23 protein-coding genes are annotated in these 26,570 nt (G+C 66.1%); 7 read left to right on the top strand and 16 right to left on the bottom strand.

The genetic code is table 11. From position 1 onward, the window contains the following. Positions 1-16: 16 nt before the first annotated feature. The 3 genes from J2T47_RS12165 to J2T47_RS12155 all read right to left on the bottom strand — a co-directional run bounded on the left by J2T47_RS12165 (position 17) and on the right by J2T47_RS12155 (position 5,658). Positions 17-2,413 (bottom strand): TonB-dependent siderophore receptor, encoded by a 2,397-nt coding sequence (locus tag J2T47_RS12165; protein ID WP_253446641.1) that lies wholly within the window; start codon positions 2,411-2,413, stop codon positions 17-19. A gap of 172 nt (positions 2,414-2,585) precedes the next feature. Continuing rightward, a complete protein-coding gene (locus J2T47_RS12160; protein WP_253446637.1) occupies positions 2,586-4,274 on the bottom strand; it encodes a cyclic peptide export ABC transporter in 1,689 nt (562 codons plus the stop codon). A gap of 358 nt (positions 4,275-4,632) precedes the next feature. Further along, positions 4,633-5,658, bottom strand: a complete 1,026-nt coding sequence (locus J2T47_RS12155) for a FecR family protein (RefSeq protein WP_253446633.1) — start codon at positions 5,656-5,658, stop codon at positions 4,633-4,635. A 126-nt stretch (positions 5,659-5,784) separates the two neighbouring features. Between J2T47_RS12155 and J2T47_RS12150 the strand changes: the two genes are divergently transcribed. The 4 genes from J2T47_RS12150 (at position 5,785) to fhuF (ending at position 9,932) form a co-directional block, all read left to right on the top strand. After that, positions 5,785-6,291, top strand: coding sequence for a sigma-70 family RNA polymerase sigma factor (locus J2T47_RS12150; protein WP_437180977.1), 507 nt, complete (start codon positions 5,785-5,787; stop codon positions 6,289-6,291). Between the two features lie 433 nt (positions 6,292-6,724). Further along, positions 6,725-8,059, top strand: a complete 1,335-nt coding sequence (locus J2T47_RS12145; RefSeq protein WP_253446625.1) for a lysine N(6)-hydroxylase/L-ornithine N(5)-oxygenase family protein — start codon at positions 6,725-6,727, stop codon at positions 8,057-8,059. Between the two features lie 99 nt (positions 8,060-8,158). Next, entirely contained in the window at positions 8,159-9,145 is a 987-nt protein-coding gene (locus J2T47_RS12140) for a GNAT family N-acetyltransferase (RefSeq protein WP_253446622.1), read from the top strand. 31 nt (positions 9,146-9,176) lie between these two features. After that, positions 9,177-9,932, top strand: a complete 756-nt coding sequence (gene fhuF / locus J2T47_RS12135) for a siderophore-iron reductase FhuF (protein WP_253446619.1) — start codon at positions 9,177-9,179, stop codon at positions 9,930-9,932. A gap of 329 nt (positions 9,933-10,261) precedes the next feature. On the opposite strand, the gene J2T47_RS12130 is transcribed toward fhuF, so the two are convergent. Continuing rightward, a complete protein-coding gene (locus tag J2T47_RS12130) occupies positions 10,262-11,029 on the bottom strand; it encodes an ATP-binding cassette domain-containing protein (protein ID WP_253446615.1) in 768 nt (255 codons plus the stop codon). Between the two features lie 166 nt (positions 11,030-11,195). Between J2T47_RS12130 and J2T47_RS12125 the strand changes: the two genes are divergently transcribed. Further along, positions 11,196-13,160 (top strand): DEAD/DEAH box helicase, encoded by a 1,965-nt coding sequence (locus J2T47_RS12125; protein ID WP_253446611.1) that lies wholly within the window; start codon positions 11,196-11,198, stop codon positions 13,158-13,160. A gap of 15 nt (positions 13,161-13,175) precedes the next feature. Here J2T47_RS12125 and J2T47_RS12120 read toward each other — a convergent pair whose 3' ends face one another. The 3 genes from J2T47_RS12120 to J2T47_RS12110 form a co-directional block, all read right to left on the bottom strand. Continuing rightward, entirely contained in the window at positions 13,176-13,517 is a 342-nt protein-coding gene (locus J2T47_RS12120; protein WP_253446608.1) for an FKBP-type peptidyl-prolyl cis-trans isomerase, read from the bottom strand. A gap of 87 nt (positions 13,518-13,604) precedes the next feature. Beyond that, positions 13,605-14,621, bottom strand: coding sequence for an SLAC1 anion channel family protein (locus J2T47_RS12115; RefSeq protein ID WP_253446605.1), 1,017 nt, complete (start codon positions 14,619-14,621; stop codon positions 13,605-13,607). A 118-nt stretch (positions 14,622-14,739) separates the two neighbouring features. Further along, positions 14,740-15,651 (bottom strand): LysR substrate-binding domain-containing protein, encoded by a 912-nt coding sequence (locus J2T47_RS12110; protein ID WP_253446602.1) that lies wholly within the window; start codon positions 15,649-15,651, stop codon positions 14,740-14,742. Between the two features lie 113 nt (positions 15,652-15,764). Between J2T47_RS12110 and J2T47_RS12105 the strand changes: the two genes are divergently transcribed. Continuing rightward, positions 15,765-16,580, top strand: coding sequence for an aminotransferase class IV family protein (locus J2T47_RS12105; RefSeq protein ID WP_253446599.1), 816 nt, complete (start codon positions 15,765-15,767; stop codon positions 16,578-16,580). A gap of 1 nt (position 16,581) precedes the next feature. On the opposite strand, the gene hydA is transcribed toward J2T47_RS12105, so the two are convergent. The 8 genes from hydA to J2T47_RS12065 form a co-directional block, all read right to left on the bottom strand. After that, a complete protein-coding gene (hydA, locus tag J2T47_RS12100; RefSeq protein WP_253446595.1) occupies positions 16,582-18,042 on the bottom strand; it encodes a dihydropyrimidinase in 1,461 nt (486 codons plus the stop codon). A gap of 1 nt (position 18,043) precedes the next feature. Further along, positions 18,044-18,940 carry an allantoinase PuuE gene (locus J2T47_RS12095; RefSeq protein WP_253446592.1) on the bottom strand — a complete coding sequence of 299 codons (897 nt, stop codon included), beginning with the start codon at positions 18,938-18,940 and terminating at the stop codon, positions 18,044-18,046. Between the two features lie 60 nt (positions 18,941-19,000). Next, positions 19,001-19,876, bottom strand: a complete 876-nt coding sequence (locus tag J2T47_RS12090; protein ID WP_253446588.1) for a MurR/RpiR family transcriptional regulator — start codon at positions 19,874-19,876, stop codon at positions 19,001-19,003. A gap of 30 nt (positions 19,877-19,906) precedes the next feature. Next, a complete protein-coding gene (locus tag J2T47_RS12085; RefSeq protein WP_253446584.1) occupies positions 19,907-21,172 on the bottom strand; it encodes a cysteine desulfurase-like protein in 1,266 nt (421 codons plus the stop codon). Positions 21,173-21,215: 43 nt separating this feature from the next. Beyond that, a complete protein-coding gene (locus J2T47_RS12080) occupies positions 21,216-21,950 on the bottom strand; it encodes an amino acid ABC transporter ATP-binding protein (RefSeq protein WP_301295494.1) in 735 nt (244 codons plus the stop codon). Then, positions 21,947-22,624: an amino acid ABC transporter permease gene (locus J2T47_RS12075; protein ID WP_253446581.1), complete on the bottom strand. Its 678-nt coding sequence runs from the start codon at positions 22,622-22,624 to the stop codon at positions 21,947-21,949. Before J2T47_RS12075 ends, J2T47_RS12080 begins: the two co-directional genes overlap by 4 nt. Before the next feature lie 70 nt (positions 22,625-22,694). Then, positions 22,695-23,480, bottom strand: a complete 786-nt coding sequence (locus J2T47_RS12070) for a transporter substrate-binding domain-containing protein (protein WP_253446578.1) — start codon at positions 23,478-23,480, stop codon at positions 22,695-22,697. 279 nt (positions 23,481-23,759) lie between these two features. Further along, a complete protein-coding gene (locus J2T47_RS12065; RefSeq protein ID WP_253446575.1) occupies positions 23,760-24,536 on the bottom strand; it encodes an NAD(P)H-dependent oxidoreductase in 777 nt (258 codons plus the stop codon). Between the two features lie 89 nt (positions 24,537-24,625). Between J2T47_RS12065 and J2T47_RS12060 the strand changes: the two genes are divergently transcribed. Further along, positions 24,626-25,519 (top strand): LysR family transcriptional regulator, encoded by an 894-nt coding sequence (locus J2T47_RS12060; protein ID WP_253446572.1) that lies wholly within the window; start codon positions 24,626-24,628, stop codon positions 25,517-25,519. 148 nt (positions 25,520-25,667) lie between these two features. Here the strand turns inward: J2T47_RS12060 and J2T47_RS12055 are convergent, their stop codons facing one another. Further along, positions 25,668-26,561, bottom strand: a complete 894-nt coding sequence (locus tag J2T47_RS12055; protein ID WP_253446569.1) for an alpha/beta hydrolase — start codon at positions 26,559-26,561, stop codon at positions 25,668-25,670. Between the last annotated feature and the right edge of the window lie 9 nt (positions 26,562-26,570).

Genomic DNA, 26,570 nt, shown 5'->3' with positions numbered 1-26,570 from the left:
CGACCCCGCCGCTGCCTTACCAGCTGTACTTCACGCTGGTCATGACGGTGCGGCGCAGGCCCGGGTAGCAGGAGATCGGGCTGTCGCAGGTCGCGGCATATTCCTCGTCCAGCAGGTTCTGGGCGTTCACCGAGAGGGTCACGTTCTTGTTCAGCGGGTAGCTCACGCCGGCGTCGAACAGGGTGTAGTTGTCGACGTGGTAGGTGTTGGCGTTGTTGCCGTAGAGCGAGCCGGTGTAGCGCACGCCGCCGCCGATGGAGAGGCCGTCGACCGCACCTTCGTGGAAGGTGTAATTCAGCCAGCCGTTGGCCATGTGCTCGGGCACGTTGGCCGGACGGTTGCCCTCGTTGGCGTCGTTGCTCTTGGTGATCTTGGCCTTGGTGTAGGTGTACGAGGCCAGCAGGTCCCAGTTCTGGTCCAGCTTGGCTTTCAGCTCCGCTTCGATGCCGCGCGAACGCTGCTCGCCGGTGGCCTCGCTGTAACCGGTGGGCACGCCGTTGGCGTTCAGCTGGTTGGTGAGGATGTTTTCCTTGGTCAGCTCGTAGGCCGCCAGGGTGATCAGCAAGGTTTCGTCCGGCTGGAACTTCACGCCCGCTTCGTACTGGTGGGCTTCGCTGGCCTTGAAGGCGCTGCCGTCGGAGGTGAGGCCAGTGTTGGGCACGAAGGACTCGGAGTAGCTGACGTAGGGCGCCAGGCCGAAATCGGTCAGGTAGGTCACGCCGACGCGGCCGGTGAAGGCGTTGTCCTTCTGCATGGTGTGGGCGCCGACGTGGTTGTCCAGGTCGTTGCGCACGTAGTCGTAGCGGCCGCCGGCAGTGAGGATCCAGTGGTCGTCGAACTTGACCTGGTCCTGCAGGTAGGCGCCGACCTGCTCGATGTTCTGGTTGTAGTCGATGGCCTGGCCGGCGAGGGTGGTGTCCTTGGTCGGGCGCTGCACGCTCTGGCCATACGCCGGGTTGTCCAGGTTCAGCGACGGGCCGAGGGTGCGCCAGCGGGCGATGTCGGCGTCCTGCCAGCTGTAGTCCGCGCCCATCAGCAGGGTGTGCTTGATGGTGCCGGTGTCGAAGTTGGCCTGGAACTGGTTGTCCAGGTTGAAGGTGTCCATGTGCTGGTCGAAGCGATCCGCGGTGCGGATGATGTTGCGCCCCACCTGCAGCTGCGGCAGCAGGTTGGCGAATTTCAGGTCGACCTGGCCGTAGCGTGCGTTCTGGCGGAACTCCCAGGTGTCGTTCAGGCGATGGCGAAATTCGTAGCCCAGGGTGTACTGGTCCTGGTCGAAGTGGTTGTAGCTGTGGTCGCCCAGCAGGGTGCCGGTGGGGTGGCCGTTGACGCTGTAGTCGAAGATCGAGCCGGAGTTGCGGTCCCGCAGGAAGTCGGTGAGGAAGGTCAGGCTGGTGTCTTCGTCCGGCGCCCAGGTGAAGGACGGGGCGATGTAGTAGCGGTCGTCCTCGACCTCATGGCCATCGTCGTACTCGGCCTGGGTGTTGGCGTCGCGGGCCAGGCCCACCACGCGGTAGAGGAACTGGTTCTGCTCGTCCAGCGCGCCGCCGAGGTCGAACTGGCCCTGCTTGCGGTCATGGTTGCCGCCAGTCAGCTCGACTTCGTTGACGTGGTTGGCGGTGGGCTTCTTGCTCACCCGGTTGACGATGCCGCCGGCGTCGCCCATGCCGAACAGGCTGGAGGACGGGCCACGGACCACGTCGATGCGCTCGAAGGCATAGGGCTCGCTGCGAAAGAAGGCGTAGCTGTTGTTCTGCTGACGCAGGCCGTTGAGGTAATCGCTGGTGGCCTGGGCGTTGAAGCCGCGGATGTACATCCAGTCGAAGCCCTTCGGGTCGAGGCCGTAGGCTTCGACCTTGACGCCGGGCACATAGCGCAGTGCTTCGGTCACGGTCTGGGCGCCCTGGGCATCCATCTGCTTGCGGGTGATCACCGAGATCGACTGGGGGATTTCCAGCAGCGGGGTGTCGGTCTTGCTGCCGCTGTTGGAGGTGCGCGGCACGTAACTGTCTTCACCTTCGACGGCGCCGGTGATGACCTGGGCGGACATGTTCAGGGTGTCGCCGCTGGCGGAGTCGGCGCCCAGCAGGGTGACGCGGCTGCCTTCGACCTGGTACTTGATGCCGGTGCCCTGCAGCAGGCGTTCCAGCGCCTGGGTGGGCTCCATTTCGCCGCGCACGCCGGGGGCGCGCAGGTTCTGCACCTGGGTCTGGTTGAAGACGATCTGCAGGTTCGACTGCGCGCCCAGGCTGGTGAGGGCGGAGGCCAGGGACTGGGCCGGGATATCGATGCGGACCGGGGCGGCTTCGACGGCGGAGGCCGCCAGGACCATCCCCAGGGCAGTGGCGCGGACCAGACGGGCCAGGGGTTTCACCTTGTGCCGGGTTTGCAGCGCAGTACGGGTGCGACTCACTTGTTTAGCTCCTTTGACCTTGAAGGCATGATCTTGTAATGCAGTTTCTAATAAGAATGATTCAGCTTTATGTGACGCGCCGGTTGGAAAAAACCGGAAAAATCCGTTCGATCTTTTTTTTGTTGCTGAGCGACGACGGGGTGAAAGGGCGGCCATCCGGGCCGCCGCGCCGTCAATGCATCGCCAGGCCGGAACCGCTCCCGGACGCCGTGGCTCGGTGGTCTTCGATTGCCACGATCTGCCCGGCGCGCATCCGCAGCAGGCGGTCGGCGACGTCGAAATAGCGGTCGTCGTGGGAGATCACGATCAGCGTCTTGCCCTGGGAGCGCAGCTCGGGCAGCAGCTCGGTGTAGAAAATCCGCCGGAACTCCGGGTCCTGGTCCGCCGCCCACTCGTCGAACACCAGCACCGGACGTTTCTCCAGCCACGCCTGCACCAGCGCCAGGCGCTTGCGCTGGCCGGTGGACAGATCGGTCGTTGAGAATTCCCGGCCCTGCAGGCTGACCTTGTGGGCAATCTCCAGGCGCTCCAGGTAGCGGCCGGCCTCGGCCGGGATGTCCTGGCTGCCCTTGAGCAGGTCTTCGAAGAGGAAGTAGTCGGCAAAGATGGTGGTGAACAGCTGGCGGTAATCGTCGCGGCCGGCGTCGGTCACCGGCTCGCCGTTGAGCAGCAGCTCGCCGCCCTGTGGGGGGTAGAGTCCGAGCAGCAGCTTGATCATCGTGGTCTTGCCGCAACCGTTCTCACCGGCAATGAAGAGGATTTCTCCGCGGCTGACCTTGAGGTTCAGCGGGCCGACGCCGAAACCGTGGGAGCCATCGTCGGTGGGGTAGTGATAGGCCAGCTCGCGCAACTCGATGGAGTGGAAGTCCAGCGCCTGGCGACCGTCATCGGCCAGCAGCAGGTTCGGCTCCGGCGAGGAGAATCGCACCGACAGCTCGGCGATGCGGCGGAACGCGACCTGGGCGCGGGTCACCACTGGCAGCTGGCCGATCAGGCCTTCCAGCGGCCCTTTCATGTACAGCAGCACCAGGATGAAACCGGACAGCGTCGCCTGGTCGGTGCTCGGCCATAGCGACTGGTAGGCCAGGGCCACGCCGATGACGATGAAGAACAGCGTCGAGCCGAAGCCCTTGGCCACGTTGAACAGGTTGATCGAGCGCAGCTGGATGTCGCAGATCTCGTCGGCGGTGCCCTGCAGGCGCTCGCTGTAATGCTGGAAGCGGCGTGGGCGGCTGATGCGCAGCTCCTTGGCGCCCTCGGCGATGGCGCGGTAGTGCTTCTGCAGTTCGTCTTCCTTGTCCCGCGCCTCGAAGAAGCCCTTGATGCCCTTGGCCCGCGCGACGTACTGCACGGCGCTGCCGACGACGATGGCGATGGCGGTGGCGAGGAACATCGGCGGCGACAGCCAGGCCAGGTAGCCCAGGCAGCCGAGGGTGGTGGTCAGCGCGACGGCCAGGGGCGCGAAGGCGAAGGCGAAATCGCTGATGGTGTCGATGTCGTGGGTCAGCACCGGGATCAGCCGGTGGCTGCGGTAGCGCTCGATCTGCTCGATGGGCGCGGAAATGATCTTGCTGCCCAGGTCCTTGCGCAGCCGCGCAATCACGTGCTGGCCGACGTAGTTGGTGCCCATGTCGGAGATGATTGAGCCCAGCAGTGCCAGTACGCACAAGCCGGCGAAACCCAGCAGCAAGCCGGCGGGCATGCCGCCTTGGGAATGCAGGCTGTAGTTGATGGTGGCGAGCAGCGCGGTGATGGCGGAGCCGCCGAGAATCCCCAGCAGGGTGGCGGCGGTCAGCGGCAGCCAGTGCGGCCGCAGCAGTTTGAGCATCTCGCGAAAGGCGCTTGGAGCGGGTGTTTGCATCGTCTTTTCCTGGACCCGGCCTGCCAGGGGGCAGGCCGCACAACGGGACGAGACGGCGCGCGAATCAGGACATCATCGGCAAATCCGAATCGTTCCTATCAAGACGAATGAGCGGGGAGAAAACTGAAGAGAATTTGCGAATTCATCGCAAATAGCAGCGAGTAAGGGCAGGCAGTGCTCCCCGACGTTTGCCGGTGACCGCCAATTCCGCGGCATCGGCTTTCGCGAGCAAGCTCGCTCCTACGAAGAGCGCTCCGCGGCTGGGCGGGACTGTAGGAGCGAGCTTGCTCGCGAACGGGCGTGCCACCGAGCTCAAGCGTAGGGCGAATAACCCGGAACGGGTTATCCGCCAGCCCGGCTAGAGCGAAACGTACCGGCTGGCGAGAACGGTGCGCCCCTGGTTGTCCTTGCGCAGCTCCAGCGGCAGGACCTTGGGCAGCGAATCCACCAGCGCCTGCAGGTCGTCGGTGCGGTAGATGCCGCCGATGCGCATGGCGGCGACAGTGGCGTCGTCGAGGAACACCGGCTGCTTGAGGTAGCGGTTGATCAGCGGAATGGCCGATTGCAGCGTCAGGTCGTCGATCACCAGCTTGCCCTCGATCCAGGCGATGGCGCCGGCCGGTGCCACCTGGGCCAGTTCGATACGCTGGCTGCCCTGGGTGAAGCGCGCCTGCATGCCCGGCGTGAGCTGGGCGCTGTTGCCGTCGACGCTGTCGGGCGGGCTGACCACCACCGAGCCTTCGAGCAGAGTGACCAGCATCTGGTGCGAGTCGGTCCAGACGTTGAAGCGCGTGCCAGTGACCCGCACGCTGCCGTTGTCGGTGTAGACCGAGAAGGGCTGCAGGGTGTCGTGGACAACGCGGAAATACGCCTCGCCGCCGCTTTTCAGCCAGGCGCTGCGGCGGTCGCGGAAGTCGGCGAAGAACAGTTGCGAGTTGCTGTTGAGCTCGACGGTCGAGCCGTCGGCCAGTTGCACCTCGCGGGTGCCCGGCTGCGCCGCGTAGTAACCGACCTTCGAGGGGAGCCAGCCGGCAGACCAGCCTGCCGACCAGACGGCACCGATGGCCACCAGCACGCCGGCGGCCACGGCGGCGATGCGCTTGCCGCTGCGCGGACGGCGAGACGTGCGGGGGCGGCGGTCGCTCAATGGCGTTGGCGCTATGGGTGCGGGTATGGCCCGCGGCGTCGGCGGCAGCAATTCCGAGAGCTGCCAGATCTCCAGCATCGCCTGGTATTCCACCTCGTGCCGCGTATCGAGCGCGAGCCATTGCGCGAACTCGGCGCGCTCGGCGTCGCTGCACTCTTCGTCGTGCAGACGCGCGCACCAGTGCGCAGCTTCGGCGCTGATGCGGTCATCGTCGAACGGGGCGGGGGAGCTGGTCATCGGGAATCTCGGTAAGGCCGTTTGCGGCCGATATCACACTTTCTTTTCGCGTTGATGCGAGTGATTATAAATAAGCCTGACTCGGACTGTCAGCAGGCGCCTGCAGCCTCGACTGTTTTTCATAGGATGCCCGACGGGGTGGAAAGCGCGTTCATCCGCTATTACAAGGAACTGGTCCTGTACCTCAATCGCAGCCTTGGCGACCGCCAGGCGGCTGCTGATGTGACCCAGGAGGCCTTCCTGCGCCTGCTCGACCGCAAGGGTGACGAGCATATCGAACAACCCCGCGCATTTCTCTATCGCACGGCGGTCAACCTCAGCATCGACCTGCACCGGCGCGGCCGCGTGCGCCGCACCGAAGAGCTGGCAACCCTCGACCGCGAAGGCTGCCTCGACGAGCGCTGCCCGCAGGAAGAAGCCAGCCGCCAGCAGCAGCTGCAACTGCTCCAGCGCGCCCTCGGCGAACTGCCCGAGGCCTGCCGCCGTGCCTTCGTCCTGCGCAAGGTCGAGGGCTGCAGCCATGTCGAGATCGCGCAGACCATGGGCATCTCCCGCGACATGGTGGAGAAGCACATCGTCAACGCGATGAAGCATTGCCGGCTGCGCCTCAAGGCGTGGAGCGGGCAGGACTGAGGCCAGTCTTTGTCTGCTTCCGCTCATTGTTGCCTGGGGCGCCGCCTCTGGTTCGCGAGCAAGCTCGCTCCTACAGTCACAGGTCGCGCTCTTCGTAGGAGCGAGCTTGCTCGCGAACGGCATTTACAGACACAGACGCATGGCGTGTGCCGGGAATTAGTCCCACGCGGCCCGCGCGGGTTTTCCGGGAAAGATTCCGGCCTCGATTGCTGGCCGTCATTCTGAAATTTTCATGACTTAGTGAGAATCATTCTAAATTTCGCCAAGCCTGTCTCGTCTCTCCAGATAACGCGCTATCGACAGCGCAAATCATGGGCGACACGCAGGAGCGAGCGCCGACCGCCCGATGGCGGGGCGCTCCGGGCAGAGCAGTAAGCCGCCGACTCCCGCGTGGTCACGCCCCACGGCCATCGCGATACAGGACATTGGCACCATGACCCAGATGATCACCCCGACCTACGACGTGCTCGGCATCGGTTTCGGCCCCTCCAACCTGGCGCTGGCGATCGCCCTGCAGGAGCAGGCGCGACGCGAGGGTCGCCATTACCACGCGCTGTTCCTCGACAAGCAGGCGGATTACCGCTGGCACGGCAATACCCTGGTGGCGCAGAGCGAGCTGCAGATTTCCTTCCTCAAGGACCTGGTGACCCTGCGCAACCCCACCAGCCCGTACAGCTTCGTCAACTACCTGCACGCCATGGGTCGGCTGATCGACTTCACCAACCTGGGCACCTTCTACCCGTGCCGCATGGAGTACAACGACTACCTGCGCTGGGTCAGCGAGCAGTTCGCCGAGCAGCGCGTCTGCGGCGAGACCGTCAGCCGCGTCGAACCGGTGCAGGGCCCGGATGGCATCGAGCTGGTCAAGGTGCTCTCCACCGACGCCCGTGGTCACGAGCGCTTCCGCCTGGCGCGCAGCGTGGTGGTGAGCACCGGCGGCACGCCGCGCTTCCCGTCGGCCTTCAGTCACCTGCGTGACGACCCGCGGGTGTTCCACCACGCCCGCTACCTGGAGTGCATGGCCAGGCAACGCTGCAACCAGAACGAGCCGATGCGCATCGCGGTGATCGGCGGCGGCCAGAGCGCGGCCGAAGCCTTCATCGACCTGAACGACAGCTTCCCCTCGGTGCAGGTCGACATGGTCCTGCGCGCAGCGGTGCTCAAGCCGGCCGACGACAGCCCCTTCGTCAACGAAATCTTCGCCCCGCGCTACACCGACCTGGTGTTCAACGAGCCCAAGGCCGAGCGCGAGAAGCTGATCCAGGAATTCCACAACACCAACTACTCGGTGGTGGACCTGGACCTGATCGAGCGCATCTACGGCATCTTCTACCGGCAGAAAGTGGCCGGCGTGGACCGCCACGCCTTCCTCTGCCGCCGCATCGTCGAAGCCGCCAGGGCCGACGCCGATGGCATCGAGCTGACCCTGCGCGACAGCGCCACCGGCGCGGTGGAAACCCACCGCTACGACGCGGTGATCCTCGCCACCGGCTACGAGCGCAAGTCGCACCGCGAACTGCTCGCGCCGCTGCAGGACTACCTCGGCGACTTCGAAGTCGGCCGCGACTACCGCGTGCTGGCCGACAAGCGCCTGCACGCCGGCATCTACCTGCAGGGTTTCACCCAGGACAGCCATGGCCTGAGCGACACGCTGCTGTCGGTGCTGCCGATGCGCGCGCAGGAAATCGCCGCGTCGATGTTCGAGCACCTGCCGCCCCACGAGACCGCGCACAAGCCGACGCGCCCGCTGACTGCGGAAAGCGCCTGAGCCACCTCGGCCGGAATTGATTTTTCGGCCGACTAAATTCCTGCCGACCCTGCTCGTCATACGAGCGGGGTCGTTGCATTCACGAGAAGGGAACCCACCATGACGCCCAGTTTCTCCCTGCCGCTGCCCGACGGCCGCAAGCTCTCCGCCGACCATGGCACCCAAGGCCTGACCCTGCTGCTGGACGGCCAGCCGCTGCTGAGCGCACAACGCGAAGGCGAGTGCTGGCAGCTGAGTTCTGCGCCAACTCTGGAGGCGCTGTGGGCGCTGGCCTACTGGACCTTCGCTGGTGATGCGCAGAGTGAGCGCGTGCAGTTCGCCGCCGCCAACGTCCCGGTCGAAGCGTTCGAGCAGGGACTGGTGAGCCTGGATGAAGTCGGTGGACGCCTGCAGATCGAGCGCGCCGCCTTCTGGCAACTGCCCGCTGCCTGGCACAAGGGCGTGGCCAGCGCCAACTACCCGCAGGTCTACCGTATCAGCGGTGGCCGTCGCCATCCGCTGCGCGCACCCAAGCCCAAGGGCGAGGTCTATCGTCGCTTCGACGCCAGGCTGGGCCAGTGGATTGCCCTGCGCACCCTGGACATCGAGCTGGATCTGGAGCGCTTCAGCCGCTGGCAGAACAGCCCGCGCGTGCTGGAGTTCTGGCAGGAAGGCGGCACCCTGGAACAGCACCGCGCCTACCTGGAGAAAGCCGCCGCCGACCCGCACACCACCACCCTGATCGGCTGCATCGACGACGAACCCTTCGCCTACTACGAAGCCTACTGGGCCAAGGAAGACCGCATCGCACCGTTCTATGAAGTGGGCGACTACGACCGCGGCATCCACATGCTGGTGGGTGAGGAAAGCCACCGCGGCCCGCACAAGGTGGAAAGCTGGATGACCGCGCTGGTGCACTACCTGTTGCTGGACGATCCGCGCACCCAGCGTATCGTTGCCGAACCGCGCGCCGACAACGCGAAGATGATCGGCCACATGCAGCGCCTGGGCTTCTGGCGCGAGAAGGAATTCAACTTCCCGCACAAGCGTGCCGCGCTGATGGTGCAGAGCCGGGAAACCTTCTTCGAGCGTTGCGGCCTGTGCTGACAGCGGCTCAATGCGTGCCTGAGGGCTGCCGGTGATCGCAGCCCTCGCTCCCCTGTATTTCGGCGAGTTCGCCAGCTACCGCGAGGTGCTGGTGACCCGCGACGATCCCCGTCCTTCGATCCCGGTGCGTGCCTTGCTGGAGCCGGAGAGGCTCGACAGCGTGCTGCGCCGCTTCGACCCGCCCCACGCCGATGGCGACCGCCGCGCACTGGCATCGCAATGGTCCAAGTGGTATCTCGTCCGCCTGATCCCCCCGGTGGTGGCTGCCGCGCTGGTCCTCGGTCGCAGGTTGCCGCTGGCGTTCGACGAGGTGGAAGTGGTGCTGGATGCCCAGGGGATTCCCGAGGCTTTCAAACTACCAGGGGAGGGCGGGCCTTTCTCCGCGCCGCCGGGCGACCCTTTCCAGCGCTTCGCCCATCTGCTCGAAGGCCACCTGCAACCCTTCATCCAGACCCTGGCCGCCGAGGTGCGCCTGTCGCCCAGGGTGCTCTGGAGCAATGCCGGCAACTACTTCGAATGGTTCATCGGCGAGATGGCCAGGCTGCCACCGCTGGCCCCGCTGCTCGGCCACGGCCGCGAACTGCTGGAGACCGAGCGTCGCCCGGACGGTACACGCAACCCGCTATTCAAGCCGATCCAGTATGTCGAGGTTTCGTGCGAGCAGCGGGCCAACGGGCTATGGCGGCAACGGCGAACCTGCTGCATTCGCTATCGGCTGGGCACCATCGGCCATTGCGACAACTGCCCGCTGATCGACGAGCCGCCGCCAGAGCCAAGCGACCTCTGATCCCCGCGTCTGCGGACGTTCTGTTCGCGAGCAAGCTCGCTCCTGCAATGAGCCGCCGGACCCGGGCCTGCTGCGAAATGTGCAGTCGCTGGCAAACACCAACGTAATCCCACCGGTAGGAGCGAGCTTGCTCGCGAACCGCATGGCACCGCCCTACGACCGGCTCACACGGGAATCTCGGTGGTGTACGGACGTAGGATGGCGTGGAGCGCAGCGATACCCATCAATACCCGCGCGCTCGCAGCAGCATGGGTATCGCAAGCTCCACCCATCCTACCGACGCGCTCGCCGGGAGGGGTGTCAGGGAGCCGTTCGCCTCCGATAGGGGCTCAGCGCAGATAGCTGATCGGCGACCCATCCACCGGGTTGCTCAGTACGCCCATGGGAATCCCGTAGATGTCTTCCAGTGTCTCGCCGCGCATCAGTTCCGCCGGCGTGCCCTGGGCCAGCAGGCGGCCACCGTGCAGGGCGATCAGGTGGTCGCAGTAGCGTGCGGCCATATTGATGTCGTGCAGCACCACCAGCACGCCCAGCCCCAGCTCGCGGCTGAGTTCATGCACACGGGAGAGCACCTCCACCTGGTGGGCGATGTCCAGCGCCGAGGTCGGCTCGTCCAGCAGCAGGTAGCGGCTGTTCTGCGCCAGCAGCATGGCCAGCCAGACACGCTGGCGTTCGCCGCCCGAAAGCAGGTCCACCGGGCGGTCGGCGAAGGCGAGGGTGTCGGTCAGGTCCAGCGCACGGTCGATCTGCTGGCGGTCCTCGCCGGTAAAGCGTCCCAGCGCGCCATGCCACGGATAGCGGCCGAAGGCGACCAGCTCGCGCACGGTCAGGCCGTCGGTCTGCGGCAACTGCTGAGGCAGGTACGCCACCTGGCGCGCGAAGTCGCGGTTGCCCCAGTCCTGCAGCGGCTTGCCGTCCAGGCGGATGCTGCCGCCGCTGGCCTGTTGCTGGCGGGCCAGCAGCTTGAGCAGCGTGGACTTGCCCGAACCGTTGTGGCCGATCAGGCCGATCATGTTGCCGTCGGCCAGTTGCAGGCTCAGCGGTTGCAGGAGGGTGCGACCGGGGACGCTGAAACTGACATTTTCCAGTTCGAACATGGGGTCATCCGTAAGGGCAGCGTGGCCGGAAAAAGCGGGAGTCCGACTCTAATCCAATTGCTAATGGTTATCAATTTTCCGGGGCCTTGCGGAACCGGCGAACGGATTGCCTGTCCCTGTCCGAAAGCGCTTATGATTCAACGCTGTAACTGATCTGGTAGGGCCCATGGAGTCTGCTGTCGAACGCTACAAGCGGCTGGTTGCCGAAGCCCTTGCGCGTTATTTCCCCCGCACCACCGAATACCTGCGCGCCGAGCGCGAAGCGGCGCAGCCCAAATCCGGCGCGCGCGGCAAGGCGAAGGGCAAGGCGAAGGCGCCGGCAAAACGCCCCGCCAAGGCCAGGAAGGACGGTGACGCGCCTGCTCCCAAACGCCCACGAGCCGTAGCTGCCGCCGGCATCTATGGCACTGCCACTGCGCCGGATGAGCAGCACGCCCTCGACATGCGCCAGCGCGTGGCCCAGGCCGCCGCCCACGGGATTGTCAGCCTGCCGTCGGACGAGCAGTGGGCGATGATCCTCGCGCCCGAGCCGCTGACCCGCATCTTCGCCGGCGCCGGCTCCGGCAAGTCCACAACGCTGGTCCTGCGGGTGGTCTACATGCTTTGCCACCTGGGGATAGATGCCGAGAAGGTTACGGTGATTTCCTTCACCAACGCCTCCTGCGCGCAACTGCGCGAGCAGTTGGTGAAGGTGCTTGGCTACTGGGGCCACCCGTTCGACGCGGCGCAGGCGCGGCAATGCGTGCGGACCTTCCATTCGGCCATGGGCACCCTGGCGAAAGTGGCGCTGAAGAACCCGCGCTGGTTCGAGCAACTGGACGAACGCGACCCTGCCAGCGAGCTGGACAACCCCTTGCTCGCCGGCCGCCTGCGCCCGGCGCAGCAGCGCCTGCTCAAGCAGGTCTACCAGCAGTGCTACGCCGATCAGCCGGCGTTCCGCGCCTTGACTCACCAGTTGCTGAGCCTGCCGCCTCCCCCTGAAGCCAGCGAAGACGGCAAGCCGCCACGCATCGGCAAGGCGCCGCTGGATGCCTTCAAGCTGCCGGGCGAATTCATTGCGCTGCCGCTGTTCGAGGCCTTCTACGCCCAGTCCGGTTTCATCGAGAGCATCGGCTTGCGTATCGACCAGTTGCAGCCAAAGAAGCTCGCCTGCCCGCCACGCGAGCGTCAGTTCATCGAGGCGCTGCAGCTGTTCTGGGCGGCCTTCGATTCGGCGTTGCAGGATCAGGGCCTGCTGACCTTCAACCTGGCCTTCCAGCGCCTGACCGACCAGCTCGGCGACGGCAAGCTGCCGGCCGAAGCCCTGGCGCCGTTCCAGCATCTGCTGATCGACGAGTTCCAGGACGTCTCGCCGCAGATCGTGCAGTGGCTGCAGGCGCTGCACCGGGACCTCGCCAAGCGCGGCGAAGCGGTCAGCCTGATGGCCATCGGTGATGACTGGCAGTCCATCTATGCCTGGCGCGGCAGCTCACCGGAGCTGTTCATGGACTTCGACCGGCACTTCCCCAGCAAGGGCCGGCGCAAGAGCCGCGTGCTGCTGCTGGAAACCAACTACCGCAGCATCGACCCGGTGATCCGCGACGGCGAGCGGGTGCTGGTGGGCGTTGCCAGCAAGCAGGCCAAGACCTGTCGCGCGTTCAAGACGGCAGAGGCGGGCGACCATGGGGTGAAACTGGTGCAGCGCTTCGACGCGCGCAACAGCCTGCCGCTCCTGCTGGAGGAAATCCGCAAGCAGTGCGAGCACGTTGCCGCGCGCGGCTCGCGGGAGAAGACCGCGGTGCTGCTGCTCAGCCGGCGCAATGAAACCCTGCAGACCATCCTCGCCGAGCTGGACCGCAAGCTGCCGGTGAAGGGCATGACCATCCACCGCGCCAAGGGGTTGCAGGCGGAAGTGGCGATCATCGTCGATGACTGCGCGCCGCCGGAGAAGCACCCGCTGCGCAGCGCGCTGTACGCGGCTTCGGGTTTCTTCGCCAGCAGCTATGACCAGGCCCAGCAGGATGAACAGCTGCGTCTGGCCTACGTGGCGATCACCCGCGGCGTGAGCCGGGTCTTCTGGTTCACCCGCAAGGCCCAGGGGCCGACGGCTATCCTGGCGCTGCGGCGCAACGTGGAGACCGTGCCGGCCTGAGCCTGGAGGCGGGCATCAGTCGTCGCGGGTGAGGACTTCCAGCAGCTCGATCTCGAACAGCAGGTTGGAGTTGGGCTGGATGTGCGCGCCCACCTGGCGCTCGCCGTAGGCCAGGTGCGCGGGTACGAAGAGCTTGCGCTTGCCGCCGACCTGCATGCCCATCAGGCCCTGGTCCCAGCCCTTGATCACCCGGCCGGTGCCGATCACGCACTGGAAGGGGCGGCCCTTGTCGTACGACGAGTCGAAGACGGTGCCGTCCTCCAGGGTGCCCTTGTACTGGGTGGTGATCAGGGCGCCCTTGACCACGGCCTTGCCGTCGCCGACGACGATATCTTCGATCTGCAGTTCGCTGCTCATGGCGTTCTCCGGTGCTGCGGGTACGGCACGTACGCCGCGAGGGCGTGCGTTTTCGCAGGATTCGTCGGCAATGGCAAGCCGCGCGGCTCAGGTGGCGAGGTTGCGCAACTGGCCTGTCACCACGCCGATCAGCGTGCGCAGGCCCATGCCGAGGATGACGACCGTCGCGGTGGCCAGCAGGAACAGCGCTACGCCGTTGGTGAAGGGCCCGGGTGCATGCCCCGCGTAGCGGAGCGCACAACCAGCCGCGGCGGCCAGCGGAAAACCGACCGACCACCAGGCCAGGCGGAACGGGCAGTTGCGCGCCAGATGGCGCAGGCGCCCGGCAAGCACCGCGAGCATGAACAGCGTGAGCATGTACAGGGCGCTGGCGAAGCGATCGACCTCGCCGACGATGCTGACATAGGCGGAGAAGCCCACCGCGAAAGGTGCCAGGAGGATCAGCAGGGAAGGTTGCAGGCCGACGCCCAGCGGCTCCTCGAACAGCAGCCGCGAGAGGATCAGGGTGAACAGCGGCACGGCGAAGAACAGCGCCACCGCCAGGGAGAAGAAGGCGATATCGGCGGCGCCTGGCCACTGCAGCAGCGGCACGGCCAGCGGGATATCCGCCAGGCCCACCACCGGTACGATCCAGGCCGGCGTGGCGTGGGCCGCCTGCTGGCGTTGGCCGAGCCAGCGGGAAATGATCAGCCAGGCGAAGGGCAGCATGCCGGCCGTGCCGATCAGCCAGGAGGCGCGAGCCAGGTTCAGGCTGTATTCGCTCAGGGGGATGGGCAGCAGCAACAGGCTGATGAACAGCGTGCCGAACAGGTTGCCGGCGATAGGATGGAGAAACTCCGCCTTCACTGCGTGGGGGCCGGTGACGGCCTTGACCGCGTAGCCGATGCCGACCGCGACAAAGGCCAGCAGCGCCAGCAGGCCGACGGCTTGTGACACCCACAGCGGCGCGCCGTAGATCACCGAGGCCAGCTTCCAGGCCGAAGACAGCCCCGCCAGCCCCATCACCGAGCCGAACAGGGCGACGGGCAGGTAGCCGAGCCGGCCTTCGCGGGCGGTTTCCTTGGGAGCGCCAAAGGCGGCGGCGGTGTCGATGTTCTCGGTCATGGGGTGAAGCTTCCCTGTCTATGCGAAGAACAATCCGAATGCTCGGATTGCGTTGTCGCACAGAGTAGACGTGAAAGATCCTACGGCAATACCTCCGTGGGTGAATGGCGCGGCACGCCTAGACCGCCATTTCCCCGAGTACCCAGTCGCGGAACGCCTTGACCCGCGGATCATCTGCGCTGGTCTGCGGATAGACCAGGTTGTAGGCGTAGTCCTCCGCGACCCGCACGCCCAGCTCGAACGGTTGCACCAGCAGGCCCTGCTCCAGTTCGCGGGCGACCATGGCGTGGTCGGCCAGCCCGACTGCGCCGCCTTCGAGCACCGCTTGCACCACGTGGCTGGTGTCCTCGAAGGTGACGCAGCCACTGGCATCGAAATCCTCCACGCCGGCCGCCGCCATCCAGCGCGACCAGTCCGGCCAGGCCGCGCCTTCGGTTTCGCACACCACGTGGCACAGCGTGTGGGCCTGCAGGTCGCGCGGTTCGCGCAGGGGCGGGCCGTCTTCCAGCAGGCTCGGGCAGCACACCGGGACGATCTGCGTGTCGAACAGGCGCTCGGCCAGCAGGCCGGGATAGCGCCCGCTGCCGAAGCGGATGGCGAGGTCGATGTCGTCGACGGCGAAGTCGCGCAGTTCGTCGCTGACGTCGAAGCTGAGCTTCAGCCCCGGATGCAGCGCGCGGAACTGCGGCAGGCGCGGCAGCAGCCAGTGGGTGGCGAAGCGCGCGGTGAGCGAGACGCGCAGTTGTTCCGAGGTGCGCGCCAGCCGCCGCGCCCGCACGGTGGCGCGGTGCAGCAGGCCGAGGGATTCCGCTGCCGCTTCCAGCAGCAGCGCGCCCGCCGGGGTCAGCTGGATGCTGCGACTGGTGCGCACGAACAGCCCGAGGCCGAGCTGATCTTCCAGCTCCTTGATCTGGTGGCTGACCGCCGCCGGCGTGAGGCCGACTTCTTCCGCGGCGCGGGTGAAATTCAGGTGGCGGCCGGCGGCCTCGAAGGTACGCAGCGAGCGGGTGCCGGGAAAGGAGCGGCTCATCGATCTTCAAATCCTTCTTGATGATCCGTCGAGAAATACTCGTTTCTCCTGGCTTCGTCAAAGATCGATAGTGGACTCACCTTGAAGATCAACGTGCAGAGGAAGCCCACACCATGTCCGCCGCCATTCATCCCTACATCACCCAGCGCAACGCCCATCCCGCCAGCGCCGACGATCTCGCGCCGCTGGCCTTCGCCGGCTACGCCCATTTCACCGCCATGCAGGTACGCGGCGGTGGCATTCGCGGGCTGGATCTGCATCTGGAGCGTCTGCGCAATGCTTCCCAGCGCTTGTTCGGCCAGAGCCACACCGACGGGGAAATCCGCGCTGCCTTGCGCGCCGCGCTGGAACAGGCTCCGGCGGATACCTCACTGATGGCGACGGTGTACTCGCCGGCGGGGGAATTCACCGTCGCCGGCCCCGAACACCGGCCCGAGCTGCTGGTGCGCACCGCGCCGCCGTCGGATGGGCCGCAGGGCCCGCTGTCGCTGGCGATTGCCGGGCACGAGCGGGTGCTGCCGGAGATCAAGCACGTCGGTGAGATCGCCAAGACCTGGTACCTGCGCGAAGCGGTGGCCGCCGGTTTCGATGATGCGGTGTTCACCGACCACCGTGGCCGTTTCAGTGAGGCGACGATCTGGAACCTGGCCTTCTGGGACGGCGAATCGGTGATCTGGCCGCGGGCGAAGATGCTCACCGGCACCACCATGGGCATTCTCCAACGTCAGCTGGACCGGCTCGGCGCACGCCAGTCATCGCTGAGCATCGACCAGCAGGACCTGCCGCGCCTGGCCGGCGCCGTGCTGATGAACTCCTGGACGCCGGCCGTCCCGGTGAGCCGTATCGGCCAGGTGGCGATTCCGCCAGCGCCGGAGTTCGTCGAGCTCCTGCGCAGCGCCTTCGAGGCGGAGCCGCGCATTCAGCCCTGATTCACAGGGGCAGGAGATCGCTGCGCTGGCGATGCTGTGCCGGCGTCGGCCGGTCACAGCGCAGGAACTGGCCGCGTCCCGGCGCCAGCCTTGGCTCGCCATCGAACACCACTTCGCCGCGCGACAGGGTAAGTGCCGGCCAGGCTTGCAGGTGCATGCCTGCATAAGGCGTGTAGTCGACGTTGTGGTGCAGCATGCGGTTTTCCAGGCGCAGGTCCAGGCCGTCGTTCCAGATCACCAGGTCAGCGTCAGCGCCCACGGCGATGGTGCCCTTGCGCGGTGCCAGGCCGTAGAGTCGCGCGGCATTGCTGGAGGTCAGGGCGACGAACTGCTGCGCGCTGATGCGCCCCTTGAGCACGCCTTCGGACCAGAGCAGCGGCATGCGGGTTTCCACGCCGGGAATGCCGTTGGCGATGCGTTCGAACGAGGCGTGGTCGCCGTGGGCACGCTTGCCGTCCGGGCCGTCGTAGCAGAACGGCGCGTGGTCGGAGGAGAACACCTCGAAGCTGCCGTTGACCAGCCCGTTCCAGATCACCGACTGGTTCGCCGCATCCCGCGGAGGAGGGCTGCAGATGCATTTCGCCCCTTCGAAGCTGTCGTCGCAGCCCAGCGCGTCGGCGCTGAGGAACAGGTATTGCGGGCAGGTCTCGGCATACACCTTGAGTCCCTGGCCCTGGGCCCAGCGAATCTGCTCGATGGCTTCGCGGCCGGAGACGTGGACGATGAGGATCGGTACGTCCACCAGTTCCGCCAGCGCGATGGCGCGGTGAGTGGCTTCGCGCTCCACCAGCATCGGCCGCGAGCTGGCATGGTAGCGCGGTGCGCTGCGCCCGGCGGCCAGCAGGCGTTCGGTCAGCCAGCCGATGCAGTCGCTGTTCTCCGCGTGCAGCATGACCATGGCGCCGTGTTCGCGGGCGACGCTGAGGGTTTCGAGGATCTGCCGGTCGTCGAGCTTGAGCGCGTCGTAGGTCATGTAGATCTTGAACGAGCTGTAGCCTTCGTCGATCAGTGCGGGGAGTTCCTCGCGCAGGACCTGCTCGGTCGGGTCGGTCACGATCAGGTGGAAGGCATAGTCGATCAGTGCCTTGCCATCGGCGCGACGGTGGTAGTCCTCGACGGCAGCGCGCAGCGACTGGCCCTTCTGCTGGCAGGCAAAGGGAATCACGCAGGTAGTGCCGCCGCAGGCCGCCGAGCGGGTGCCGCTGAGAAAGTCGTCGGCCATCCGCGAGCCGTCGCCGGTGGGCTGGTCGAAATGCACATGGCTGTCGATGCCACCGGGTGTCACGTAACGCCCGGCGGCATCGATCTCCCGTGTTGCCGCCGGCAGGTCGCGGCCGAGGGCGACGATGCTGCCGCCCCGCACCGCGATATCGCAGTGGAATTCGTCCGCGGCGGTCACCGCTCTTGCGTTGCGAATGACCAGGTCGAAGGGCGAGGTGTCGCCGGCGCAAGAGGTGGCCATGTCAGGAACGTTCCAGCCAGGCGCGGGCGATCTGTTCGCGGGTGGCGAACCAGATATCGCTGTGCTGCTGCGCATACTCGATGAAGCGCTTGATCGCCATCACCCGGCCCGGGCGGCCGACCATGCGCGGATGCAGGCCGATGGAGAGCATGCGCAGGCCCTGCGCCGACTCTTCGTAGAGCACGTCGAAGCTTTCCTTCATGTACTCGAGGAAGTCCGAGGCCTGGTTCAGGCCCGGGGTGTTCCAGTAGCGGAAGTCGTTGACGTCGGAGGTGTAGGGCACCACCAGGTGGCGCTTGCCTTCGACCTCGACGAAGTAGGGCACGTCGTCGTTGTAGGCGTCCGAGTCATAGAGGAACCCGCCTTCCTCGGCGACCAGACGGCGGGTATGCACACTGGCGCCATAGCGGCAGTACCAGCCCACCGGGCGCTTGCCGCAGGTGCGTTCGAAGGATTCGATGGCCAGGCGGATGTGTTCGCGCTCCTCAGCCTCGCTGAGACGGAAGACCTCTTCCCAGCGATAGCCGTGGCTGCAGATTTCGTGGCCAAGCTCGACGGCGGCGCGGGCGACATCCGGGTTCTGCTCGAAGGCGACTGCACAGGCGTGGAAGGTCGCTGGTACTTCGGCGGCCTGGAGGATATCCAGGATGCGCCAGATGCCGACGCGCGAGCCGTATTCGTACATCGACTCCATGGCCAGGTTGCGCACGCCGGGCGGGCACTGGTAGCTACCCCATTCGGTCATCGATTCCTGGTCCGGGTCGCCCATGGCCAGCGAGCGCTCGGAGCCTTCTTCGTAGTTGATCACCAGGCTGATGGCCAGGCGCGCGCCGTTCGGCCAGCGTCCGGTGGGACGTTGGCGGCCGTAGCCGACGAGGTTGCGAGCAGGTTCTTTCATGCAGAGGGACTCCTGGCAGCGGCCCGCTGGGCCGCACCGAAAAAAGAGGATTGGGGTGGATCAGCAGTCGATGTCTTCGAGCACCTGATGATCGAAACTGCCGTCCGCGGCCTGGCGGTCGCGGAAGGCCAGACCCATCGCCAGGGTCTGGGCCACGCAGAACGACGCCGTCAGCGAACGGAAACCGAGCAGTTCGGCATCGCTGACCTCGATCAGCACGGCCGCGCCCTGGGCAATCGGGCTGAGCAGGCTGTCGGTGATCGCCAGCACCCTGGCGCCGGCGGCCAGGGCCTGCTGGCAAGCCTCGACGGTGTCGCTTGCATAGGGCGGGAAGCTGACCGCCACCAGCACGTCATCGGCACGCACCGCGCCGACCTGCTCGCGCAGGGTGCCGCCGAAACCGCCGATATGTACCGACGGCCGACCGCCGCGACTGAGCGCGTAGCTCAGGTAGCTGGCGACCGGGAAGGAACGGCGCATGCCGATCACGAAGGCGGTGCGCGAGCCTTGCAGCAACGCGATGGCCTCTTCGATGGCTGCCTGCTGCGTGCCTTCTGCCAGATGCTCCAGCGAGACGATATTGGCCCGGCTGAACTCGCGCAGGATGCCGCCGACGTCGGTGGGGTCCTCCAGCAGCTGTTCGCCCTTGTGGTGGCGGATGCGCTCGCTGAAGCTGCCCTGGCCGGCCTGCTGCAGAGGTTCCTTGAACAGCTTCTGCAGCTCGCTGAAGCCGTTGAAACCCAGCGCCTTGGCGAGGCGGATGAAGGCAGTCGAAGCAATGCCCGATCGCTCGCTGAGCGCCGCAACGGTGTTCAGCGCGACGTCATGGGGGTGGTCCGTCAGGTAGCGGGCGGCATCGCGCATGCGCTGGGTCAGGTCGACCTGCTGGGCGACGATGGCGGCACGCAGTTCCGTGAGATTCTTCGGGGCAGACATAAGAGGCTCGGTCAGGTAGGGGAGCGTCGATCAGCGCAGGCGATCGAGCGTGCCGTCGAGGTGTTCGACCAGGCGGTCGATCTCCTCGAGTGTGTTGTAGTGCGCGATGGATACCCTCACCACTCCGCCATGCTTCGCCAGTCCGAGATGCTCGATCAGGCGCCTGGCGTAGAAATCGCCGAAACGGATACCGATACGCTGTTCGTCCATGGCTTGCACCACACTCTCCGAGAGCAGCCCGTCGACGACGAAGCTGATGGTAGGCACGCGCGCGCGGTCTTTCACCTGCGCCTGGCCAATGATACGCACGCCGGGCTTGTCGCGGAGGAACTGCAGCAGGCGTTCGGCAACCCGATCTTCCTGCTGTTCGAAGGCGTCGAAGGCGGCCTGCATGATCTGCCGCGGATTGCCCTGGGCGCCGAGGCGAGTACCGATGTCCAGCAGGTAGTCGTTGATGCCGGCGCAGCCATGGGACAGCTCGTAGTTGAGGTTGCCCGGCTGCAGCTTGTAGGGGAGCACTTCGCGGCCGATGAAGAAGTGGTTCAGGCTCGGCAGTTCCAGCAGTGCTTCGCGCTGGCCCCAGAGCACCGCAAAGTGCGGGCCGAAGACCTTGTAGAAGCTGAACACGTAATAGTCCGCGGCACTGGCCTGGACATCCACCAGGCGGTGCGGTGCGTAGGCGACGGCATCGACGCAGAGTTTGCCGCCGACCGCGTGGACGCGCTGCGCGACTTCGGCGACCGGGTTGACGCTGCCGAGGATGTTGGAGGCGTGGGTCATGCTGACGTAGCGGGTGCGCGGGCTGAGCAACTGGTCCAGGTCGGCCAGTTCCAGCTCGCGGCTGTCACGGTCGACTTCCCAGAATTTCAGCGTGGCGCCGCGATCTTCGGCCAGACGCACCCAGGGACCGATATTGGCTTCGTGGTCGCTGTTGGTGACGATGATTTCATCGCCGGGCCCGATGCTCGGCGCCAGCGCGCGGCAGAGCGTCTGCAGCAGGTGGGTGGTCGAGCCGCCCATGATCACTTCTTCGTGGTGACGGGCATTGATCAACTGCGCGACGGCCTGGCGCGCCTGCAGAACGAGCGCGCCGGCATCCACCGAGCCGCCGTAGGAAGCGCCCAGTTGCACGCTGTGGTGGAGCAGGTAGTCGCGCACCCGGTCGGCCACGCGACCGAGCACGGCCGAACCACCGGCGTTGTCGAGGTAGGCGAAGCCGTCGGCCAGCATGGGGAACTGGGCCCGCACGTAGTCCATGTCGAGTGCGGCTGGGCAGGAAGCAAGGGGCAGATTCAAGGCAGTGCTCCTATTGGGTGAGCATTGTTCACTGGGACATTGTTCAGTGATGCAGGATGGCCTGCAGGAAGGCTTGGGTTCGTGCTTCACGGGGCTGGGTGAAGAACGCCTCGGGCTGGTTCTCTTCGACGATGCGTCCGCTTTCCATGAAGATCACCCGGTCGGCCACGCGCCGGGCGAAGCCCATTTCGTGGGTGACGACGATCATGGTCACGCCGGTGCGGGCCAGGGCCTGCATGACGTCCAGCACTTCGCCGACCATCTCCGGATCGAGCGCGGAGGTGGGTTCATCGAAGAGGATGACCTTGGGCTCCATGGCCATGGTGCGGGCAATCGCCACGCGCTGTTGCTGGCCGCCGGAGAGCTGTCCGGGCAGCTTGTGCGCATGGCTGGCCATGCCGACCTTTTCCAGCAGCACCTGGGCGCGGGCCTGGGCGTCGCGGCGTGACATCTTCCGTACGCGGATCGGCGCCAGGGCCACGTTGTCCAGCACGCTCAGGTGCGGATAGAGGTTGAAGCCCTGGAACACCATGCCCACTTCGCTGCGGATATGCGCCAGGCGCGGGCCGTTCTCGACACGCTCGCCGGCCACCAGGATGTCACCTTGCTGGTAGTTCTCCAGCAGGTTGATGCAGCGGATCAGGGTGGACTTGCCCGAGCCGGAAGGACCGAGGATGACTACCACCTCGCCTTCGACGACGTCGAGGTCGATGCCGTGCAGGGCCTGGAAATCACCGTAGTGCTTGGACATGCGCTGGACCTGGATGATCGGCTTCATGCGGTTTTGCTCCGGCTGTGATTGCGTTGCTCGATCCAGCTCACCATCTGCACCAGGGGCAGCAACAGCAGCAGGTACATGACGGCTGCGCCGACCAGTGGCGTCGGGTTCGCCGCCAGCGCCTGCGCCTGGGTCGCCTGCTTGAGCAGGTCGGGCATCGCCACGACCGAGGCCAGGGCGGTGTCCTTCATCACGTTGATGCAGTTGCTGGTCATCGGCGGCATGACGATGCGCATGGCCTGCGGCAGGATCACGTCGCGCATGGTGTGGAAGAAGCTCATGCCCTGCGATGCGGCGGCCTCGAACTGGCCCCGCGGGATGGCCTCGATGCCGGAGCGGAAGATTTCCGCGGCATAGGCGCAGGAGACCATCGACAGCGCCATGGTCGCCGCCGCGAAGGACGACAGGCGAATGCCCATGAACGGCAGTGCGTAGTAGATCAGCACCAGCAGCACCAGCAGCGGGATCGAGCGAAGTACGTCGATGTAGAAACGCGCCAGGGCACGCAGGGGAGCCAGGGCGTACAGGCGGATCATCGCCAGCGCCAGCCCGCCGACCAGACCCAGCACGATGCTGACGATGCCGAGCATGATGGTCACGCCGAGCCCGCGCAGCATCACCGGCAGGGCGTCGACGAAGACGTTCCAGTTGAAGAAGGTATGTAGCAGTTCCATCGGGACTTCCTAAACGAAGCGGCCTGAGCGAAGCGGCGCCGCTGCAGGCCGCCGCGTGGCTGGGATGGTTTCAGTGCGGTGCGTCGACTACTTCCAGGGTGCTGGAGCCGGCGGTTGCATCGGCGCCGAACCACTTCTTGTGCAGGCCGGCGATGTAGCCGTCCTGTTTCATGGCGCTGATGATGTCGTTCAGTTGCGCCGAGGCCGGCCAGTTCTTCGCGTGCATGATGGCGTAGCGCTCCCCGGTGGGGATGTGCGCGACCACGGCGTACTGCGGCTTGTCCTTGATGTAATAGAGCACCGCGGGGATATCGCTGATATAGCCGTCGATACGCCCGGAGGCGAGGTCGAGCATGGCCGGGGACAGCCCTTCGTAGCGCGACACGTCGCCGATCTTGTACTGCGCGCTGTGCTGGCCGACCCACATGTCGCCGGTGGAGCCGGTATCGACGCCGACCACCTTGCCGGAGAGGTCGTCCAGGCTCTTGATCGAGGAGGACTTGAGCACCGACAGGGACTGGTCGCTGTCGTAGTACGGCTGGGCGAAGCCGACCGATTCCAGGCGCTTGGGGGTGATGGTGATGGAGGAAATGGCCAGGTCCGCGCGCTGCGATTGCACGGCGCTGAACAGGCCATTGAAAGGAATGTTGACGAACTCGACGGTCTTCCCGGCGCGCCTGGCGGCCTCGCGGACCACGTCCACTTCAAAGCCGACGATGTCGCCCTTGGCGTCCTGGAACTCCCAGGGCACGTTGCCGACGTTGGCGCCGACCGTCCAGTCAGCGGACCAGGCGCTGCCGGCTCCGGCGGCGAATGCTGCCGCCAGGGCGAATCCTGCTACAACCTTTGCTTTCATTGCTGCTCCCCTCGTTCTTGTTGTACAGAGGCCGCTTTTGAAGCGGCCTGTTCTGAAGAAGCTGGCGATCCCGTCTGGGGAATCTGTCGTCGAGGGTAAGCCTGTAAATCAAATAGTTCAATATCTAATTTTATTGAATCAAATAGTTCTCTGGTGGTGCATTGCGCACCCTTTCGGGGCGCTGCGGACAGGGCTCCGGGCGCAGGAAATGCGCGCCTCAGAGCCTTGCCTTGAAAGGAGCCTGCACCGGTTTGCAGCGGCAGGCAGGGCGCTGGCAGGTCAGTTCAGGTGTGCCTTGAAACCGCTCGCATGCGGCTCGATCTCCTCGCGCAGGGTCAGCGCGGGGATGTCGTAATCCCCGCCATTCTGCCGGCGGAAGGGGATGGGCGGGGTGGTCTGCAGTGTGTCCAGGCGCTCGCCGAGTTCCCGTTCGATCTGTGCGTAACGATCCGCATCGACGCGGCTGGTGCGGTAGATCAGGTAGGGCGGCAGCACATCGAAGCCGGGGTAGTGCAGTACGCCGTGGTGGATCGGGAACAGCAGGTCATCGATCGGCCCGTTGATGCCGCGGGCGCTGTAGTGCGATTCCCAGCCGCCGGTGGTGACCACCAGCATGGCGCGTTTGCCGGCGAGGTTGCCTTCGCCGTAGCGGTCGCCCCAGCGGGCATCGGAGTGTTCGCCGACGCCATAGGCGAAGCCGTAGGCATAGACCCGTTCGAACCAGCCCTTGAGGATCGCCGGCATGCTGAACCACCACAGCGGGAATTGCAGGATCACCGTGTCGGCCCAGCGCAGCTTTTCCTGCTCGGCGGCGATATCGCTGCTCTGCCGGCCAGCGGCGTAGGCGCGCCTGGAGTCCTGGGACGGATCGAAGCGCGCCTCGGGGTCGCGGTCGAGGCTGTCGGAGGCGTCCAGCGCGGCTTTCCAATTCATCGCATAGAGGTCGGAGACCTGCACTTCATGGCCGGCTGCCTGCAGGCGGCGCACGGCGAAATCCTTCAGCGAACCATTGAGCGAGCGCGGTTCCGGGTGGGCGTAGACGATCAGTACCTTCATGGCGGCTCTCCTGTGAGCGGTGGGGTGCGCGCAGGATGCGATTGCCGCAGGTATAGTTGAAATGAATATCTTAAATCCCAGGTATACGAATGAATAATCTGCGCAGGCTCGACCTCAACCTGCTGGTAACCCTGGATGTGCTGCTCGCCGAGCACAACGTGACCCGCGCGGCCGAGCGACTGAACTTCTCGCAGCCGTCGGTGAGCGTGCACCTGGCGAAGCTTCGCGACATCTTCGACGACCCGCTGCTGCTGCCCGGCCCGCGCGGCATGCGCCCGACGGCGCGGGCTGAGTCCCTGCGCGAACCCTTGCGCATCGCCCTGGAAGCACTGGAGCAGGCGGTGGCGCCGTCCGCACCGTTCGACCCGGCCCAGGCCGACAACACCTGGCGCATCGCGGCGACGGACTATGGCGAATCCACCATCCTGCTGCCGGCCCTGAGCGCCATTCGGGGCAGTGCGCCGGGCACCCGTCTGGCGCTGCTGGAGCTGTCGCCGCCGCGCATCGCCCGGCAGGCGGAGCAGGGCGAGATCGACCTGGCCTTCCACACCAGCGGCGGCAGCCCGCCGGGCATGCGCCGCCGAACATTGTTCAGTGAACGCTACGTGCTGGCCGGTCGCGCCGGGCACCCGAAGCTCAAGCGCAAGCCGACTCTGGCGCAGTTCTGCCAGCTGGAACATGTGATGGTGTCGCCCGATGGCGGTGGTTTCAGCGGGGTGACCGACGAGACGCTGGCAGAAGTTGGCCTGAGCCGGCGCGTGGCGCTGTCGGTGCCGCACTTTCTCTTCGTCATCTCGGCGCTGGCCAGCAGTGACCTGGTAGCCATGGTGCCGGCGCGGCTGGTGCGGGATAACCCGGCGTTGCGGGTGGTGGAGGCGCCGGTACAGGTGCCGGGGTACGAGATGTCGATGCTCTGGGACGAACGCTCGCACCGTGACCCGGCGCATCGCTGGTTGCGCGAGCGGATTGCCGCATCGGTCTGACGACGGTGTACACCTGCAGGGGCGGCGTTGGGTGGGTTCGCGAGCAAGCTCGCTCCTACGAAGGGCGCCCGAAGCCGAGGCTGAACTTGTAGGAGCGAGCTTGCTCGCGAACAAAGCCGGGTACGCAGGATGGGTGCGTCCTGGCGTATCAGTCCACGAAGCGCAGCCGCAACAGGTACTTCAGCGAAGCGGCCAGCGTCTGCCCATGACTCATGCCGTCGAAGGCATGGAACTGCGCCTGCATGCCGGGCACCTGGGCGAGGTCGTCCACCAGTTGCTGGGCGGCGCGGGGCGCGCTGGGGGTGATGTCCTCACGCGGCCGGAAGGGTTCCTCGCCGCCACGCATCAGCAGCAGTTGCGCGGAATGCCCAGCCAGGCGCTGGGCGAAGCCTTCCTGCTCCTTGAGGATGGCGCCGTCGCCCCACCACAGCGAAGGACTCGCCGGGGCGTAGAAGCTGAACTGCTGCGGCCGGGTGAGTAGCGCGTGGAGGGTCAGCAGACCGCCGTAGGAATGACCCCAGAGTGTCTGCTGCGCGCGGTCGATGGGCGCTTGCGCGGCCACGGCCGGCAGCATCCGGTCACGCATCAGGTCGAGGAAGGCGTCGGCGCCGCCGCTGGGGTCGCCGGTGAGCGGGTCCTTCTGCTCGGCCAACTGCGGCCGGGGCGGGGTGTAGTCGCGGGTGCGGCCGCTGCGGTCGATGCGCAGCGGCGTCTGGTAGCCCACGGCAACCAGCAGTGGAGTCTTGCCGTCGTTCAGCTCGGTCAGCAGCTTTTCGTCCAGCGCACCGATGGCGGCATTGCCGTCGAGCATCCACACCACCGGGTAACCGGCGGCGGGGGCAGGGTGGTTCGGGCGGGCGATCCACAGCTGGTAGTGGCGCTGGCCGTCGGCGGAATCCAGCTTCAGTTCGCTGAAGCGGTAAGCCAGGTCGCTGCGCTGCAGCAGGTGGGTGTCCATTTTCTGGTCGGGGGCAGGCGCGGCGTGCGCTGCCAGCCCCGGCACGGCGAACGCCAGTGCCAGGGCCAGGAGGCGAAGTCTCATCAGGCTTTT

The sequence above is a fragment of the Pseudomonas nitroreducens genome (assembly GCF_024170165.1).
GTDB lineage: Bacteria > Pseudomonadota > Gammaproteobacteria > Pseudomonadales > Pseudomonadaceae > Pseudomonas > Pseudomonas nitroreducens_C.
This window is presented reverse-complemented; position numbering and strand designations above follow the sequence as displayed.

Coding starts and splice junctions, on each gene's coding strand:
- J2T47_RS12120 (WP_253446608.1), bottom strand. CDS start 13,517: ATGAGCAGCGAACTGCAGATCGAAGATATCGTCGTCGGCGACGGCAAG.
- J2T47_RS12065 (WP_253446575.1), bottom strand. CDS start 24,536: ATGAAGGTACTGATCGTCTACGCCCACCCGGAACCGCGCTCGCTCAAT.
- J2T47_RS12075 (WP_253446581.1), bottom strand. CDS start 22,624: ATGGAACTGCTACATACCTTCTTCAACTGGAACGTCTTCGTCGACGCC.
- J2T47_RS12055 (WP_253446569.1), bottom strand. CDS start 26,561: ATGAGACTTCGCCTCCTGGCCCTGGCACTGGCGTTCGCCGTGCCGGGG.
- J2T47_RS12130 (WP_253446615.1), bottom strand. CDS start 11,029: ATGTTCGAACTGGAAAATGTCAGTTTCAGCGTCCCCGGTCGCACCCTC.
- J2T47_RS12155 (WP_253446633.1), bottom strand. CDS start 5,658: ATGACCAGCTCCCCCGCCCCGTTCGACGATGACCGCATCAGCGCCGAA.
- J2T47_RS12105 (WP_253446599.1), top strand. CDS start 15,765: ATGTCCGCCGCCATTCATCCCTACATCACCCAGCGCAACGCCCATCCC.
- hydA (WP_253446595.1), bottom strand. CDS start 18,042: ATGGCCACCTCTTGCGCCGGCGACACCTCGCCCTTCGACCTGGTCATT.
- J2T47_RS12125 (WP_253446611.1), top strand. CDS start 11,196: ATGGAGTCTGCTGTCGAACGCTACAAGCGGCTGGTTGCCGAAGCCCTT.
- J2T47_RS12160 (WP_253446637.1), bottom strand. CDS start 4,274: ATGCAAACACCCGCTCCAAGCGCCTTTCGCGAGATGCTCAAACTGCTG.
- J2T47_RS12095 (WP_253446592.1), bottom strand. CDS start 18,940: ATGAAAGAACCTGCTCGCAACCTCGTCGGCTACGGCCGCCAACGTCCC.
- J2T47_RS12115 (WP_253446605.1), bottom strand. CDS start 14,621: ATGACCGAGAACATCGACACCGCCGCCGCCTTTGGCGCTCCCAAGGAA.
- J2T47_RS12070 (WP_253446578.1), bottom strand. CDS start 23,480: ATGAAAGCAAAGGTTGTAGCAGGATTCGCCCTGGCGGCAGCATTCGCC.
- J2T47_RS12080 (WP_301295494.1), bottom strand. CDS start 21,950: ATGAAGCCGATCATCCAGGTCCAGCGCATGTCCAAGCACTACGGTGAT.
- J2T47_RS12060 (WP_253446572.1), top strand. CDS start 24,626: ATGAATAATCTGCGCAGGCTCGACCTCAACCTGCTGGTAACCCTGGAT.
- J2T47_RS12150 (WP_437180977.1), top strand. CDS start 5,785: ATGCCCGACGGGGTGGAAAGCGCGTTCATCCGCTATTACAAGGAACTG.
- J2T47_RS12140 (WP_253446622.1), top strand. CDS start 8,159: ATGACGCCCAGTTTCTCCCTGCCGCTGCCCGACGGCCGCAAGCTCTCC.
- J2T47_RS12090 (WP_253446588.1), bottom strand. CDS start 19,876: ATGTCTGCCCCGAAGAATCTCACGGAACTGCGTGCCGCCATCGTCGCC.
- J2T47_RS12145 (WP_253446625.1), top strand. CDS start 6,725: ATGACCCAGATGATCACCCCGACCTACGACGTGCTCGGCATCGGTTTC.
- J2T47_RS12110 (WP_253446602.1), bottom strand. CDS start 15,651: ATGAGCCGCTCCTTTCCCGGCACCCGCTCGCTGCGTACCTTCGAGGCC.